Annotated in this window: 16 protein-coding genes; 8 read left to right on the forward strand and 8 right to left on the reverse strand. The window is 60.7% G+C overall.

Going from position 1 to position 15,287, the window contains the following annotated elements; all coding sequences use genetic code 11:
- Window positions 1-3: 3 nt before the first annotated feature.
- Window positions 4-774: a FadR/GntR family transcriptional regulator gene (locus ACR0B5_RS17720; RefSeq protein ID WP_480542253.1), complete on the reverse strand. Its 771-nt coding sequence runs from the start codon at window positions 772-774 to the stop codon at window positions 4-6.
- A 149-nt stretch (window positions 775-923) separates the two neighbouring features.
- On the opposite strand from ACR0B5_RS17720, the gene ACR0B5_RS17725 reads away from it, so the two are divergent.
- The 4 genes from ACR0B5_RS17725 to ACR0B5_RS17740 all read left to right on the forward strand — a co-directional run bounded on the left by ACR0B5_RS17725 (window position 924) and on the right by ACR0B5_RS17740 (window position 6,573).
- Entirely contained in the window at window positions 924-2,132 is a 1,209-nt protein-coding gene (locus ACR0B5_RS17725; protein ID WP_480542255.1) for an aminotransferase-like domain-containing protein, read from the forward strand.
- Between the two features lie 35 nt (window positions 2,133-2,167).
- A complete protein-coding gene (locus ACR0B5_RS17730) occupies window positions 2,168-2,563 on the forward strand; it encodes a hypothetical protein (protein WP_170556367.1) in 396 nt (131 codons plus the stop codon).
- Window positions 2,564-2,704: 141 nt separating this feature from the next.
- Entirely contained in the window at window positions 2,705-6,160 is a 3,456-nt protein-coding gene (locus tag ACR0B5_RS17735) for a chromosome segregation SMC family protein (protein ID WP_480542257.1), read from the forward strand.
- Between the two features lie 56 nt (window positions 6,161-6,216).
- Window positions 6,217-6,573 carry a hypothetical protein gene (locus ACR0B5_RS17740; RefSeq protein WP_480542259.1) on the forward strand — a complete coding sequence of 119 codons (357 nt, stop codon included), beginning with the start codon at window positions 6,217-6,219 and terminating at the stop codon, window positions 6,571-6,573.
- Between the two features lie 24 nt (window positions 6,574-6,597).
- On the opposite strand, the gene ACR0B5_RS17745 is transcribed toward ACR0B5_RS17740, so the two are convergent.
- The 4 genes from ACR0B5_RS17745 to cobD all read right to left on the reverse strand — a co-directional run bounded on the left by ACR0B5_RS17745 (window position 6,598) and on the right by cobD (window position 10,266).
- Window positions 6,598-7,083 (reverse strand): LysM peptidoglycan-binding domain-containing protein, encoded by a 486-nt coding sequence (locus ACR0B5_RS17745; protein ID WP_475218931.1) that lies wholly within the window; start codon window positions 7,081-7,083, stop codon window positions 6,598-6,600.
- Between the two features lie 132 nt (window positions 7,084-7,215).
- Window positions 7,216-8,379: a lytic murein transglycosylase gene (locus ACR0B5_RS17750; protein WP_480542262.1), complete on the reverse strand. Its 1,164-nt coding sequence runs from the start codon at window positions 8,377-8,379 to the stop codon at window positions 7,216-7,218.
- Window positions 8,380-8,389: 10 nt separating this feature from the next.
- Window positions 8,390-9,310 carry an adenosylcobinamide-phosphate synthase CbiB gene (gene cbiB / locus ACR0B5_RS17755; protein WP_480542264.1) on the reverse strand — a complete coding sequence of 307 codons (921 nt, stop codon included), beginning with the start codon at window positions 9,308-9,310 and terminating at the stop codon, window positions 8,390-8,392.
- Entirely contained in the window at window positions 9,307-10,266 is a 960-nt protein-coding gene (gene cobD / locus ACR0B5_RS17760; protein ID WP_480542266.1) for a threonine-phosphate decarboxylase CobD, read from the reverse strand. The genes cbiB and cobD overlap by 4 nt, the downstream gene beginning before the upstream one ends.
- A 181-nt stretch (window positions 10,267-10,447) precedes the next feature.
- On the opposite strand from cobD, the gene ACR0B5_RS17765 reads away from it, so the two are divergent.
- Window positions 10,448-10,810: a hypothetical protein gene (locus ACR0B5_RS17765; RefSeq protein ID WP_170380467.1), complete on the forward strand. Its 363-nt coding sequence runs from the start codon at window positions 10,448-10,450 to the stop codon at window positions 10,808-10,810.
- On the opposite strand, the gene ACR0B5_RS17770 is transcribed toward ACR0B5_RS17765, so the two are convergent.
- Window positions 10,792-11,781, reverse strand: coding sequence for a glutathione S-transferase family protein (locus ACR0B5_RS17770; protein WP_480542268.1), 990 nt, complete (start codon window positions 11,779-11,781; stop codon window positions 10,792-10,794). The genes ACR0B5_RS17765 and ACR0B5_RS17770 overlap by 19 nt on opposite strands.
- A gap of 212 nt (window positions 11,782-11,993) precedes the next feature.
- Between ACR0B5_RS17770 and ACR0B5_RS17775 the strand changes: the two genes are divergently transcribed.
- Window positions 11,994-12,347 carry a hypothetical protein gene (locus ACR0B5_RS17775; protein ID WP_480542270.1) on the forward strand — a complete coding sequence of 118 codons (354 nt, stop codon included), beginning with the start codon at window positions 11,994-11,996 and terminating at the stop codon, window positions 12,345-12,347.
- 96 nt (window positions 12,348-12,443) lie between these two features.
- Here ACR0B5_RS17775 and ACR0B5_RS17780 read toward each other — a convergent pair whose 3' ends face one another.
- Both ACR0B5_RS17780 and ACR0B5_RS17785 read right to left on the reverse strand, forming a co-directional pair.
- The gene (locus ACR0B5_RS17780; RefSeq protein ID WP_480542272.1) at window positions 12,444-12,971 is read right to left on the reverse strand and encodes a L,D-transpeptidase family protein; all 528 of its coding nucleotides are present in this window, start codon (window positions 12,969-12,971) and stop codon (window positions 12,444-12,446) included.
- 3 nt (window positions 12,972-12,974) lie between these two features.
- Window positions 12,975-14,147 (reverse strand): MalY/PatB family protein, encoded by a 1,173-nt coding sequence (locus ACR0B5_RS17785; RefSeq protein ID WP_480542274.1) that lies wholly within the window; start codon window positions 14,145-14,147, stop codon window positions 12,975-12,977.
- Window positions 14,148-14,241: 94 nt separating this feature from the next.
- On the opposite strand from ACR0B5_RS17785, the gene def (ACR0B5_RS17790) reads away from it, so the two are divergent.
- Window positions 14,242-14,760: a peptide deformylase gene (gene def, locus ACR0B5_RS17790; protein ID WP_480542276.1), complete on the forward strand. Its 519-nt coding sequence runs from the start codon at window positions 14,242-14,244 to the stop codon at window positions 14,758-14,760.
- On the forward strand, window positions 14,757-15,251 hold the full coding sequence (gene def / locus ACR0B5_RS17795) for a peptide deformylase (RefSeq protein WP_480542278.1): 495 nt from the start codon (window positions 14,757-14,759) through the stop codon (window positions 15,249-15,251). The genes def (ACR0B5_RS17790) and def (ACR0B5_RS17795) overlap by 4 nt, the downstream gene beginning before the upstream one ends.
- Window positions 15,252-15,287 lie beyond the last annotated feature (36 nt).

Consider the following 15,287-nt stretch of genomic DNA (forward strand, 5'->3'; position numbering starts at 1 on the left):
CAATCACGATCGGCTTGTCTCGTTCATGAGGCGTTGCTGTGCAATAGTCTCGTTCCGTTCCGCCTTTTGCTGATCCTTCATGCAGCGCTCGACGAAATCCAAATGCAGTTCCACGGCCAAACGCGCCTCGGCAGGGTTGCGCGCTTGTAACGCGGCGTTAATCGCCCGGTGCTGGTCGAGGATGGCTTCGCGGGTTGCGCGTTGCTGGAACATCATCTGGCGGTTGTAGAACACGCCCTGACGCAGCAGGTCGTACATCGATCGCATCATATGCAGCATGATCACATTGTGGCTGGCCTCGATGATGGCCATGTGGAAATCCGCGTCCAGCTGCGCCTCATCTTGGGTGGCGTTGCGGTCATGGGCGGCCTCCATCCGGTCAAAGATCGCCTGAACGACCTTCAGATCACTGGTCGATCCCAGACGCGCGGCACGCTCGGCCGCCAGCCCCTCAAGGTCGCGGCGGAATGAGAGGTAGTCGAACACCGCTTCTTCATGGCTGCCAAACAACCGGATCAGCGCTGGCGAAAAGGCAGATCCTAGCACCTCGGCCACATAGATCCCTGACCCGGCTTTTGCGGTCAGCAGGCCCTGCTCCTGCAATTCGGCGATGGCGTCTCGTAGGGACGGGCGCGAGACTCCCATCCGCTCGGCCAGTTCTCGTTCTGACGGCAATCGCTCGCCGGGGCGTAGGATGCCACGCAGGATCAGCAGCTCAATCTGACGAACCACAGCAATCGATAGCTTCTCGGTCTGAATTTTCTGAAAGGGCATAGGGTCGTCCGAAATTGGTCAAAACATATGACCACAGGGCGCGTGCGGGTTCAAGAACAGGGCTTCAAATCGTGTGAAACATTAGGTCAGTATTATTGACTTTACTTAGTGTCTGCATAGGCTGCGCGCATTGAGATCGGAGGAGCCCAATGACCACACATCCGCTATTCGCCACTCGGACGCAGAACATGAAGGCATCCGAGATCAGGGAGCTGCTGAAACTCCTGGATCAGCCGGATATCATCTCATTCGCCGGAGGTATCCCCGATCCTGCCCTGTTTCCGGCGGACGCGTTTGCGCAGGCCTTTCAGACGGCCCTTGATCCGGACCGGCAGGCGCAAGCGCTGCAATATTCGGTGAGCGAAGGATATGCTCCGCTGCGCGAATGGCTGGTCGACCATATGGCCTCAATCGGGGTCGCGTGTGATATGGACAACATCCTGATCACTTCAGGCTCACAGCAGGCGCTGGATTATTTGGGCAAGCTGTTCTTGTCTCCGGGCGATACCGCCTTGGTCGGCTGGCCGACCTATCTGGGTGCAATCTCCGCGTTCAATGCGTACGAGCCGCGTTTCGATCGGCTCAGCATTCCCGGCAATCAAGGGGCCGAGGAATACCAAAAAGCCGCAGACGCGGGACGGGTCAAATTCGCGTATCTCTCGCCGGACTTTTCCAATCCCACAGGTGAAACCGTCGATCTGCGCGGGCGCGAAGCGCTGATGGATCTGGCCGAGGATCTGGACTGTGCGATCATCGAAGACGGGGCCTATCAGGCGCTGCGCTATGATGGTGCGCCGATCCCTCCGATTCTGGCGCTGGAGCAAGCGCGGAAGGGGTCGATTGAGGCCTGTCGGACGATCTATTGCGGTAGTTTCTCGAAGACCCTGTCGCCGGGGTTGCGGGTTGGTTGGGTTGTGGCGGCCAAACCTATCATCTCGCAGCTGGTTCTGATGAAGCAGGCGGCGGATCTGCATTCGGCCACGATCAACCAGATGGCCGTGCATCAGGTGGCGCAGGCCTGTTTCGAAAACCACATCCCAAAAGTGCGGCAGACCTATCGCGCACGCCGCGATGCCATGCTGACGGCGTTGCAGGCCCATATGCCCGCGGGTGTCTCTTGGACCAAACCCGAGGGGGGGATGTTCGTGTGGATGACGCTTCCCGTCGGGACCAGTGGAGCTGCGCTTTTGGCCCGAGCCCTGGACACGGTCAAAGTGGCCTTTGTGCCCGGTCAGGCGTTTTTCCCGGATGGCAGTGGTGAAAATACCCTTCGGCTGAGTTTCTCAAACTCCGATGAGGACACCATCCGCGAGGGCATTCGGCGCCTTGGGCAGGTGCTGCGCGCTGGCGGTCAGTAAGGCTTCGTTAACCATATCGACGTTAGAACGGCAGCATGATGCGCTTACTTCCTATCCTGCTGCTGGCTGCCTGTTCGGGTGGCTCGCCTCATTTCCGCGATATGCCTGCAACGCGGGTTGCGGTGAATGGCAGTGTCTTTGACGTGCGTGTGCGTGGCCCTCTGGCCGAGGCGGTGCGGGTGAACTCTCAATACGCGCCGCGGCTGGGGCCGGTTCGCGACCGGGCGGCGCTGGCCATGGCGCAGATCTCGGGCTGTCCGCTGCTGGACGTGCTGGGGGATGCGGCGGCGACGTTGGGCGTGTTGGGATGTGATCAGGAGCTGGGGGAAAAGCTGATCCTTGGCGCGCTGCTTTTGCGGCCCTATGAATGCGTTAACTATGGTTATTCCGGGGAATCCGGCTATCAGGTTTTTGAGTGTACGCCCTACTAGCACGCGTCGCATTGCGCGTGAAACTGCCAAGATGTTGTGGATAACTCGGGTCCATTGCCCATATCCTGCGCATATCCGTTGACTCGGCCCCAATCCGTTGCGCAGACTTCCTTGTATTAGGAATCATGGGACAGGCCGCCTTTGCGCTTTAGCAAACTCAAACTGACCGGCTTCAAAAGCTTTGTGGATCCGACCGATCTGATCATTGCAGATGGGTTGACCGGTGTAGTGGGTCCCAATGGTTGCGGCAAATCCAACCTTCTTGAGGCTCTGCGCTGGGTGATGGGCGAAAACCGTCCCAAATCCATGCGCGGTGGCGCGATGGAGGATGTGATCTTCGCTGGGGCGGCTACGCGGCCCGCGCGCAACTTTGCCGAAGTGGTCCTGACCATGGACAACTCGGAGCGTTTGGCGCCTTCGGGCTTCAATGACAGCGACCAGTTGGAGATCATCCGCCGCATCACCCGCGATGTCGGCAGCGCCTACAAGACCAACGGTAAGGACGTGCGCGCCCGCGATGTGCAGATGCTGTTCGCGGATGCTTCGACCGGGGCGCACTCGCCAGCGCTTGTCGGGCAGAACCGCATTGCCGAGCTGATCAACGCCAAACCCCGCGCCCGACGCCGCATTCTGGAAGAGGCTGCCGGGATCTCGGGCCTCTACCAGCGACGGCATGAGGCCGAGTTGAAGCTGAAGGGCACCGAGGCCAACCTAACCCGTGTCGATGATGTGCTGGAACAGTTGGGCGGCCAACTTGCGCAATTGGCGCGTCAGGCCCGTCAGGCGGCGCGCTACCGCGAGATTGGAGAACAGTTGCGGCAGGCCGAGGGTATGCTGCTCTATCGGCGCTGGAAAGAGGCCGATATCGCCCGCCAGGTTGCCGAAGACAAGCTGCGCGACCGGATCACCGAAGCCTCACGCGCGGAGGCCGCCGCCCGCGAAGCCGCTGCCAAACGCGCGGAGATCGAGGAAACCTTGCCTCCCCTACGCGAAGAAGAGGCCATCGCCGCCGCCGTCCTGCAACGCCAACAAGTGCAGCGCGATCAGCTCTCGGATCAGGAAACTCGCGCGCGCCAGACCATTGAAACGCTGACCAACCGCATTCAACAACTCGGCAACGATATCGAACGCGAGACGGGCCTGAACCGCGATGCAGGCGAAATGATCGAGCGCCTGGAATGGGAAGCCCGCGAGCTGATCAAGGCTGCGGAAGGTCATGACGAGAAAGTCGCCGAAGCAGCCGAGGTGGCGCGCGAAGCGGCCTCGATCCTGCAGGAACGCGAAGACCACCTGTCTCAACAGACCGAGGATATGGCCCGCCTGGTCGCGCGCCACCAGTCTGCGCAGCGATTGGTTGAGGACAGCCGCAAGACTCTGGCCCGGTCCGAAGGCGAAGAGGAGAAAGCGCGGCTGGCGGTGGACGAAGCCAAGTCTGCCCTGACGCGCGCGGATGAAGCTTTTGAAGCGGCGCAAGAGGGTGAAGAAGAGGCTCGCGAAGCTGCCGAAGCGGCCGAGGAAGCTCTGGCTGCCGCAGATGAGATGCGGACCGAGACGCAGGCGCGCGAGGCCGAGGCCCGGGCCCAACGATCCGAGGCTGACGGGGAGTTGGGGGCCATACGGGCCGAAACCACCGCGCTGGCCAAGCTGGTCGAACGAGACACCGCCGAAGGCGGGCAGGTGCTGGACCTGCTGCGCGTCGCGTCGGGCTTCGAAAAGGCGCTGGGTGCGGCTTTGGCCGACGACTTGCGCGCGCCGTTGGTTGAGGGCGATGGGCCATCGGGTTGGGTTAAGGTCGCGGGCTACGAAGCGGATCAGCCTCTGCCAGAAGGGGCCGAACCTTTGGCGCTGCATGTGTCAGGGCCGGATCGCCTCAGCCGCCGGATCGCGCAGATCGGCTTGGTGGATGCAGAGCTAGGCGCGCGGTTGCAGGCGTCATTGAAACCGGGGCAACGGCTAGTGTCGCGTTCGGGTGATCTGTGGCGCTGGGACGGATTCCGCGCCTGGGCCGAAGATGCCCCCAGCGCAGCTGCCTTGCGGTTGGAGCAGTTGAACAAGCTGGAAGCTTTGAAACAGGAACTCGCCCGCACCGAGGCGCAGGCCGAAGGGGCCCGCGCCGCGCATGAGGCCCTGTCGCAGCAATTGGCCGATGTCACCGAAGCCGACCGCCGCGCGCGTGAGGCGCGCCGCGGGGCCGATCAGCGCATGGCCGAAGCCGCCCGCGCCTTGTCGCGCGCCGAGGCGGATCGCAATCTGGCGCAGGGCAAGCTGGAAACTCTGACCCTGTCTGTGGATCGCCACAAAGATGACGCCATGTCTGCCCGCGCGCAACTCCGTGAGGCCGAAGCCGCGCTGACCGAACTGGGCGACCTCGACAGTGCCCGCGCGCAGGTTGAAGACATCAAGCAAACGGTCGAAGCCGCGCGGATCACCATGCTGACCCACCGCTCGACCCATGATGAGTTGCGCCGCGAAGGTGAGGCTCGGACACGTCGCAGCCAGGAGGTGACGAAAGACCTCAGCGGTTGGAAGCACCGGTTGGAGACCGCCGAAAAGCGGATTTCCGAACTGGCCGACCGAAAGGAGGGGTCCGAGGAGGAACTCTCCGAGGCCATGGCTGCGCCCGCCGAGATCGCCGAGGCACGGGAAGAGCTGAACGAGATGATCGAAGCCGCCGAAGCCCGCCGGGCTGAGGCCGCCGATAAGCTTGCCGAGGCCGAAACCCAGCAGCGCGAGGTTGTCATGGCCGAGCGAGATGCGGAACGTTTGGCCTCGGAGGCGCGTGAAAACCGTGCGGCAGCTGAGGCGCGCTGTGATGCGGCGAAGGAAAGCGTCACAGCAGCGGCCGAGCGGATTGCCGAAGATCAGCAGCTGACCCCGAACCAGTTGCTGAACCAGTTGGACGTGAACCCGGATCAGATGCCTGCCGCCGATGCGCTCGAGGCAGAGGTCAACCGCCACAAACGCCAGCGCGACGCGATGGGCGCGGTGAACCTGCGGGCCGAAGAAGACAGCAAGGAAGTGCAGGAAGAGTTCGACACTCTGAACGGTGAAAAGGCTGATCTGGAAGAGGCGATTAAAGCTCTGCGCAGCGGTATTGCCAGTCTCAACCGCGAAGGCCGTGAACGTCTGCTGACCGCATTTGAGCAGGTCAACTCGAATTTCGCCATGCTTTTCAAGCATCTCTTTGGCGGCGGTGAGGCCAATCTGGTCATGGTCGAAAGCGACGATCCCCTGGATGCGGGGCTTGAGATCATGTGCCAGCCGCCGGGCAAGAAGCTCTCGACCCTCAGCCTGCTGTCGGGCGGCGAACAGACCCTGACTGCGACCGCGCTGATCTTTGGCGTTTTCCTCGCCAATCCTGCCCCCATCTGTGTGCTGGATGAGGTCGACGCACCGCTGGACGACGCCAACGTCACCCGGTTCTGCGACCTGCTGGACGAGATGTGCCGCCAGACCGACACACGGTTCTTGATTATCACCCACCACGCGGTGACCATGGCGCGGATGGATCGGCTGTTCGGCGTCACGATGCAGGAACAAGGCGTCAGCCAACTGGTCTCGGTCGATCTGAAAAAAGCCGAGCAGATGGTCGCCTGATCCCCCTCACCGCAACGTTATGCCTGTTTCACGACGCTTCGGGCTAGGGTGTCCGCATGATACGTTTTCTGTTGCTCGCCCTGCTATCCGCCAGCCCTCTTACTGCCGCCGAATGGGCCGTAAAGCCCGGAGACGTGCCTCTGACCTCTGAAGAGCTGAACGGTTTGGCGGGCCGAACCTTGACCTTTTTTGACGACGGTCAGTCCAAATACTCCGCCGGAGGGGCCTATTCCTACACCTACGCCAGCGGAGAATCCGCCTTTGGAACCTATTCCATTGCCGAGGATGGCAGCGTTTGTGTCGCCTATCGCAACGGGTTCAGCCGGTGCGATCTCTATGTGCGAAGTGGTGAGCGGCTGATTCTGATTGATCAAAAGGGTGATCGGTATCCAGTTAGACCCGAAGCGCAATAGCCGTCTGCCGCTACTCATGCGCGATCAGACAATCGGAATCCTCAACTCCTGACCGGGGAAAATCACATTCGGGTCGCTGATAAAATGCGCGTTCGCCCTTTGGATCACCGAGACCTGCCCGGCATTGCCGTATTGCGATACAGAGATCGCGGTCAGAGTATCTCCAGGCGCGACGGTATAGTTCCGATACCCGACATATCCCGGCAGAATGCGCGGACCGTAAAAGATCGGAACATGGACGGTCGGAATCCCGCCCTCACCACCGGCGCTGTCATCCTTGACCGTCAGGATCAGACGGTCGAGTTGGAAATTCGGATTGTCAGGGACTTCCAGCGTGGCCTGAAACTGGCGAAGCGCAATTGCCCCAGCCGTCGCGGCTCCATTGAATTCCACATGACCTTCGGTGACCGAGATCGAAAGATGGCCTTCAAAGCCAACGGCGTTGCCTGCGATCATGATTGTCTGGCCGACGATGTCGAAGGGTTGGGGCTGAAGTATTTCAATATTCATCAATGAACTCCCTCGCAATGGACAAGGAAATCATACCCCGAACGGGCTTCGGGACAAAATCGGACCGGTGGAAAATGGCCAATCATGCGCCCCGGCTGACGTTCTGGTCAGCCAGCAGGGGTGCCGCCCCGTCTAAAGTCTGTTCAGTAAGTCAACCGTAGGCCAGGCATCCGCAGGCAGGCCCAAACGCGCCTGTTCCGCCTGTACTGCGGCCCGAGTGCCCGCGCCCAGAATGCCGTCGATCTTGCCTACGTCATAGCCGCGCGTTTGCAGCTTGCTCTGCAATTGCTTCATCTGCGCGCCGTTCAGGCCTGCTGCGGGATTGCCCGCGTCATAGATCTGCGCGCCTTCTAGCCTTGTGCCGAAATAGGCCGCCGTAAGGACATAAACAAAGCTCTGGTTCCATTCGAAATAGACGTCGAAATTCGGATAGGCCAGAAAGGCTGGCCCCTTGTGCCCCTGCGGTAGGATCAGCGAGGCAGGCAGGTTGGCCAACGAGCCGCTGCGGGCCTGAACACCCATCGCTTGCCAGTCAGAGACGGAACGCGGTTTGCCCGGCCCAGACAGAGACCAATCCATTTGCGCGGGCACCGTGACCTCTTGCAGCCAGGGTTGGCCCGGTTGCCAACCCAGATGGGATAGCATCTTACCCCCCGACATCAGCGCATCCGGGGCCGAGGTTTTTAGCGAGACCTTGCCGTCTCCATCCCCATCCACGCCGTTTTCCAGTATGTCGCGGGGCAGCATCTGAACCATGCCGATTTCTCCGGCCCAGGCGCCAGTAGTGCGGGCGGGGTCGAAGTTTCCCCGACTATACAGCTCAATGGCAGCGAAAATCTGGGGTCGGAACAACTCGGGGCGGCGGCAGTCGTGGGCCAGCGTGACCAGAGCATTGCGAGTGTTGAAATCGCCCTGAAACGCGCCGTAGTCGGTCTCGAACGCCCAGAAGGCCAGCAGGACCCCGCGTGAGATACCATATTCGCGTTCGATCCGGTCGAAGACCGCATCGTATTTCTGCGACATAGCCTTGCCCCGGTCGATCCGGTTCTGCGAGATCAAGCGGCGCGAAAAGTCGATGAAGGGTTTCTGGAACACGCCCTGCGCGCGGTCGGCTCTCAGAACGGCGTTGTCCTGCTGGACGCCCTTGAAGAAGGCGTCGACAGTCGGCTTGTCGAACCCTTGCTGAACGGCCTCGGCCTTCAGCCCTTTGACGAACGAATTGAACCCTCCGCCACATTGCGCGAAAGCAGGTGAGGTCATCAGGGCGGCGGCGATGAGGCCGGACAGAAAGCGCATGGGGCGTCCTTTAGAAGATCACGTTGATCCCAACCCACACTGAGACGAGGCCAAGCGCAAGCCCCCAGACACGCCAGAGCATGTCGCATGCGCGGAAAACCTCTTCCGCGCCGATTAGACGGCGCGCATCGCCATTGACCCAGGCCAGGTTGCGCAGCCGCCCGTCATAACTGCGCGGCCCGGCCAGTGCAACGTCGAGCGCGCGGGCCATGGCGGCCTCGGGCCAGCCTGCATTGGGCGAGATATGGCGGCGGGCATCCAGCAGGATATCCCTCCGACTCGCCCATTGACCTGACAGCGCCACGATCATCAGGCAGGTCAGGCGCGCAGGGATCAGGTTCAGCAGGTCGTCGAACCGGGCCGAGGCCCAGCCAAAATCGCGGTGTTTCTCGGTGCGATAGCCGATCATGCTGTCAGCGGTATTCACGGCCTTGTAGACCAACAACCCTGGCAGGCCCGCCACCAGAAACCAGAAAGCGGGCGCGATAACGCCGTCGCTGAGGTTCTCTGCCGCGCTTTCGATCGCGGACCGGGCGACCTGTTCCTCGGTCATATCGCTTGTGTCGCGTGAGACGATCATGGCCACCTGCGCCCGCCCGTCAGCAAGCGAGGCGTGTAGCCCTTCGCCGACGGCGCGGACATGGGTCACAAGCGACTTCTGCGCCAACAGGATCGCACAGACCAGAATCTCAACAACTCGGCCCAGCTGTGCCAGTCCCCAGCCGACACCAAAGGCGACTACGACCAGCAGGATCAGCGTGCAGACGCCTTTGGCGCGCCGCCCCGCCCCGTGGTTCAGCCGCTTGTCCAGCCATCCAATGGCATTGCCGATCACCACCGCAGGGTGCCGGATGCGGGACCAGAGCCAGTCCGGCTCGCCCAACGCCGCGTCCAGACACATCGCGCAGACCAACAGAAAGGGGATGCTCACAGCGCGGCCTCCAGCCGATCCCATCCGTGTGCAGGAGGGAGGCCAAGGCGCAGATAGCGTTGGGAGTAGGGGAAGATGCGGCTCCAGATATGTGCCTGCGCCAACCGGTCTTGCCAGAGGGCTGCATCCTCGACCTCGTAGAGGCGGAACAGGCTTGTGCCGCCGACCAGCCGTGCGCCTTTATCAGTAACCATAGCGTCCAGCCGGTTGGCCTCGTCCTCCAGACGCACGCGGGTCTCGTTTGCCCAATCTGTGTCTTGCAAGGCTTGTGTTCCGACCCGCAGCGCGGGACCGGAGACAGCCCACGGGCCGGTCAGGTCGTTCAGTCTGGCAATCAGTTCCGATGCACCGATGGCAAAGCCCAGCCGCATCCCGGCCAGCCCCCAGAACTTACCAAAGCTTTTCAGAACGATCACGCTGGGCTGTCCGGCCAGATGGATCAGTGAGGCACCGGGCAACACGTCGCAAAAACTTTCGTCGATAATGGTCAAAGGCGCGGTGGCGTCGCTGGCCTGCCACACCCGGCCGTCTGGGTTGTTCGGATGCACGATCACCCTCGCCTCAGCAGGGCCGCTTTCCTGCACTGACCAGCCTTGAGCCCGAAAGGCGGCGGCGTGTTCGTTATAGGTGGGCATCGTGATCTGCGCCCGGCCTTGCGCCGCCAGTGCGGGAATACGCGCGATCAGAGCTGAAGCTCCGGGCGCGGGCAGGATCGCCGCCTCCGCCGGGACATTCCAGAATTGCCGGGCGGCTGCGCTGAGCCGCTCGAACGCGCCATGATCGGGCAGCTCGGTCCAGTCCGAGGGGTGCAGCCCTGCGATTGGGTAGGGATGCGGGTTGATCCCGGTGGACAGGTCGATCCAATCGCTGCGCGCGCCGCCATATTGTGCGATGGCCCCATCCAGACCGCCACCATGGTCGCGTTTCGCCCGCGGATTCAGTTCGGTATCGTTCATCCCACCGCATGTCCCAAATGACGTATTCGCCCCGCTTCAAGCGGATTTTCGCCGTTTTGACAAGCAAATCCGCGTGATCAGAGGCGTTAACAGACAGAGTTAACACTTTGTTAAGGAAATGACGTGATCACAGGTCTTGGGGGTCGGCACCACTCACCACACCAAGTGCCGAGGTTGTAGTATGAAAGTTTTGATTGTTGAGAGTAACCCCGATCTGGGTCGGGTCTGGAAGAGGCATCTTGAACGACAAGGTGCCGAGGTGACGCTTGTGGCCGGGCAAGAGGCCGCGATACTGGCGCTCTATGGCTCTGAGTTCGAGATTATCGTGCTGGATCTGGTTTTGGAAACCGGCAGCGCGCTGGCCGTAGCCGATTTCGCCAGCTACCGCCGTCCTGATGCACGGGTAATTTTTGTCACCAACACCACCTTCTTCTCGGACGGGTCAATCTTTGCACACAGTCCCAATGCCTGCGCCTATGTGCAAAGCGGCACCCCGCCCGAGGATCTGGCGGCGATGGTAGAGCACTACGCGGCGGGGCGCTGATCCCGTCCATGCGGTTCAAGATAGTCGAGGGTCGGGTTCACCGGGATGATACGGTGCGGATTGATGCTGTCGTGGCTGTAGTGATAGTGCCGCACGATATGATTGATGTTCACGGTCTGCGCGACGCCCGGCCATTGATATAGCTCACGCGTATAGGCCCAGAGGTTGGGGTAGTCGATCAGCCGGCGTTTGTTGCACTTGAAATGCAGGTGATAGACCGGATCGAACCGGATCAGCGTGGTGAACAAACGCCAGTCGGCTTCGGTCACGCGGTCTCCCATCAGGTAGCGGTTTCGGGCCAGCCTGTCCTCGAGCCAGTCCAACGTGTCGAACAGGGGGTGGATGGCGGCGTCATATGCCTCTTGCGAGGTGGCAAAACCGGATTTGTAAACACCATTGTTGACGTCCGAATAGATCCGCGCGTTGACCTCTTCGATCTCGTCGCGCATTGCCTCGGGCCAGTAGTCATCGCAGTTGCCCGTGATCTCGTTGAAGGCCGAGTTGAACATGCGGATGATTTCCGAGCTTTCGTTCGAAACGACCGTTTCCTGCTGTTTGTCCCACAGGATCGGCACCGTAACCCGGCCGGAATAGGCGGGGTCGGCTTTGGTGTAGATCTGATGGGCATATTCCAGGCCGTATAGATCATCTCCGGTCGCGCCGTGATCATCGGTTTCAAAACTCCAACCCTTGTCCAGCATGTCCGGATGCACAACCGAAACTGAGATCAGATCGCTTAGCCCTTTGAGTTCCCGAAAGATCAGCGTCCGATGGGCCCAGGGACACGCGTGACTAACATAGAGGTGATAGCGCCCGGGTTCGGCCTTGAAGCCACCCTTGCCAGACGCGCCAGCGCTGCCATCAGCCGTCAACCAATTGCGAAACTGAGCGGCGCTGCGTTTGAACGCGCCGCCGGTGGATTTGGTGTCATACCAGGTGTCGTGCCAGGTTCCGTCGACCAGCAGGCCCATGTCGCGTCCTCCGTATCTGCGTTTCGGCAAAGATAGGGCGCAGAACCCGGCCTTCCTATGACAGCCCGCGCGCATACAGCCTGCACCTGCGCACATCACCGGCCTGAGATGTGCGCGCAACATCTTCGTGTGCTGTGATGTTATGTGGTCGGCTTCACTGGATTTTTACAGTTTTGCCCCCACAATAAGAGATATCGAAGGGGGGAAATTTGATGAGTACCTATGTTTCCAAGGAAATGAGCGCTGAGTTAGAGGCTGCGCGAATCGTCACTTTGAAAAAAACCAGCCGTTTGCGGGTGGAAATGGGCGACAATTACTTCAAAATTCTTAGATTGTGGAAGAATGGCTTTACAGTCGAGGCTGAAACCACGCCGCGTTTGCGCGGGTTAGTCGATATCCATGACGGCGCGAACCATCTGTATCAATGCCTGATCGTCGCGGACGAGGAAGAGGCGGGCGAAATGCGCTATGAGTTCAAGCGCAACACGGCGGCTTCCGACAAGGCGCCGCTGGATTTCTACCGAGCGCCAGATGCTCCGATTGCTCTGCTGGGGCACGAGGACTAAAGCGTTTTGCGTTTTACCTGAGGCAAGTCCATTGAAAGGCGCGTTCGACCGAAGGGAGAGGCAGCGTATGTCGCCTCAAATCAAACGCATAGCGATCTAGGGTCGAATTTCGACGGTCGTTCCGGTCGGAGTCAGGCTCCAAAGCTGTCCCATCTCGTCATTGGACAAAGCGATACAGCCAAGCGTCCAGTCTCCGGGCAGGATGAGGCCGACAACGCCATTTGGTTGCCCGTGAATGAAGATATCTCCGCCGGGGTCTATGCCCTGCTGCTGTGCGCGTGCGATGTCATCGGGTTTAGGGTAGTCGATCCCAAGTGACAGGTGGAACGCACTGTTCGGGTTGCGCCGGTCGATGGTAAAAACTCCAACAGGCGTCTTACCGTCGCCTTCCTGCTCTTTGTCTCCTTCTGGCGCGAAGCCCAGTGCGATCTCGCTCTGCAGTACGATGGCGCCATCCAACGTTGCGGTCAGGCGACGGGCAGATTTTTCGATCAGAATGTGATCGATCTGTGCCGCGTCAGGCGCCATGGCAGGCGCGGGAGGGCGCGGCCCGTATATCTGCCAGCCGATCCAGCCAAGGGCTGCGATCAGAAAGACTAGCGTGATCCGGGCCAGCAGGCGCATCTGCTATTGCAGATCTCCGAACGCCTGTTTGAGCCGCACGCAAGCCTCTTCGACGCGGGCGTGTTGGGTGGCAAGGTTGAAACGTTCGAAAGTCTCACCGCCGGCGCCAAATCCGGGGCCTGATGAGGTCGCGATCCGCGCGTCCTGACGCAGACGTCGAACAAACTCATCATGGCTCATCCCAGTGCCTGAGAAATCGACCCAGGCCAGATAGGTTGCCTGTAGGGGCATCGACCAGAGGCCGGGAATCTCGGCGATCGTGGCGTCAAACAGCTGGCGGTTTCCATCCAGATGCGCGACCTGAGCATCCACCCATTCCGCCCCTTCGGGCGTGTAGGCGGCGGTGATCATGGCCACGCCCAGGGCGCTTGGTTCATAGTCCAGCGTATCCAGCCGGTAGCGCATCGCTGCACGCAGCTTAGGGTCGGGGATAATCATGTTGCCGGTGCGCTGTCCCGCAATGTTGAACGTCTTCGACGCTGCCGTAAGTGTCACGGTCCAAGGCCGGGCCTCAGGGGCTGCGACATCCATCGGGACGAACTTCGCCCCCGGGTAAACCAGATCATGATGGATCTCATCCGAGACCAGAATCAGCCCGTTGCGCCCGGCGAATTCAGCCACCGAGCGCAGCTCCTCAGTCGTCCATACCCGGCCCGACGGGTTTTGCGGCGAACACCACAGCAGCAGCTTTTCCGACCCGTCCAAGTGCGATTGCGCGTCGTCCAGATCAATCGCGTAGCTGTCGCCCTCGCGCACCAGCGGGCATTCGACCACGCGGCGTCCGGATTTGTTCACCTTATGGGCAAACTCATGGTAAACGGGCGTGAAGATCACAGCGCCATCGCCCGGTTCGCTCCAGACATCCAGACAGAGGGCGATTGCATTGCCCAAACCTTGCGAGGTCAGCACCCAATCGGTGTCGATTTGCCAGTCATGGCGGGCTTGCATCCACCACTGAACCGAAGCCAAATATTCAGGGTGTTTCCACGAATAGCCGAAGACCCCATGCTCAGCTGCACGGCGCACCGCATCAATCACGCAAGGCGCGGTCTGATAGTCGGAATCAGCCGTCCACATCGCCAGCCCATCATCGGGGGATACGCCGTAGAGTTGCTCCATCTTGTCCCATTTTGAACTGTGGGTACCGCGGCGGTCGGTTGGGGTATTGAAAGTCATGTTTGCTCCATCTGTCGAGGCGAAAGCTAACTACAAATCAGGCGGGTGCAAGGGGGGCGTTGCGGCGACGGGCTGTATACCCTAAATCAGCCTCATGAAACGCACTATTCTGATCCATCCCGATCCTCGCCTGAAAAAGGTCTGCGCCCCGGTTGCCGATCTGACAGATGATCTGCGCAAGCTGGCCGATGACATGCTGGAGACCATGTACGATGCGCCCGGCATTGGTCTGGCCGCGCCGCAGATCGGAGTGCTGGATCGCCTGATCGTTCTCGATTGCGTCAAGGAAGAGGGCGAGGCCCTCCGTCCGCTGGTCATGTTCAACCCCGAAATCATCGCCTCGTCGGATGAGACCAATGTCTACGAGGAAGGTTGCCTGTCGATCCCGGATCAATATGCCGAGGTCACGCGCCCGAAGGTCGTCGACGTGGCCTGGATGGACCAGAACGGTAACGCACAGCAGGAAACCTTTGATGGGCTCTGGGCCACCTGCGTGCAGCATGAGATCGACCACTTGGATGGCAAGCTTTTCATCGACTACCTCAAGCCGCTGAAACGGCAGATGATCACGCGCAAGATGCAAAAGCTCAAGCGCGAGAAGGCCCGCACATGACCGTCCGCACCTGCCTGCCATGGCCGGACAAACGCCTGCGGACCAAGGCCGAGCATGTGCCTGAGATCACCGATGAGATCCGGGCCATCTGGGACGATATGATCGACACGATGGAGGCGATGCCCGGTGTAGGTTTGGCCGCGCCTCAGATCGGGGTGATGCTGCGTCTGGCCGTTGTCGATGGCTCGACCGAGCGCGGTCGGGTGGTACGACTGGCGAACCCGGAAATCCTGCACAGCTCGATCGAGTTGCGCGAACATGATGAGGCCAGCCCGAATCTGCCGGGCGTGTCGGCCAAGGTAAAGCGCCCTCGGGCCGTGACCGTCAAATTCCTGAACGAACAGGGCATCATTGACCGCCGCGATTTTGTGGGGATCGAGGCCACCAGCGTGCAGCACCAGATCGACCATCTGAACGGCCGGATGTATTTCGACCGCCTCAGCAAGGTCAAACGAGACATGCTGCTGCGCAAAGCCAAAAAACAGGGGTAGGTCGGGCTTCAGACCGGCACCCGGAAATCGTACCGG

It is taken from the genome of Ruegeria sp. AG1 (assembly GCF_056541705.1).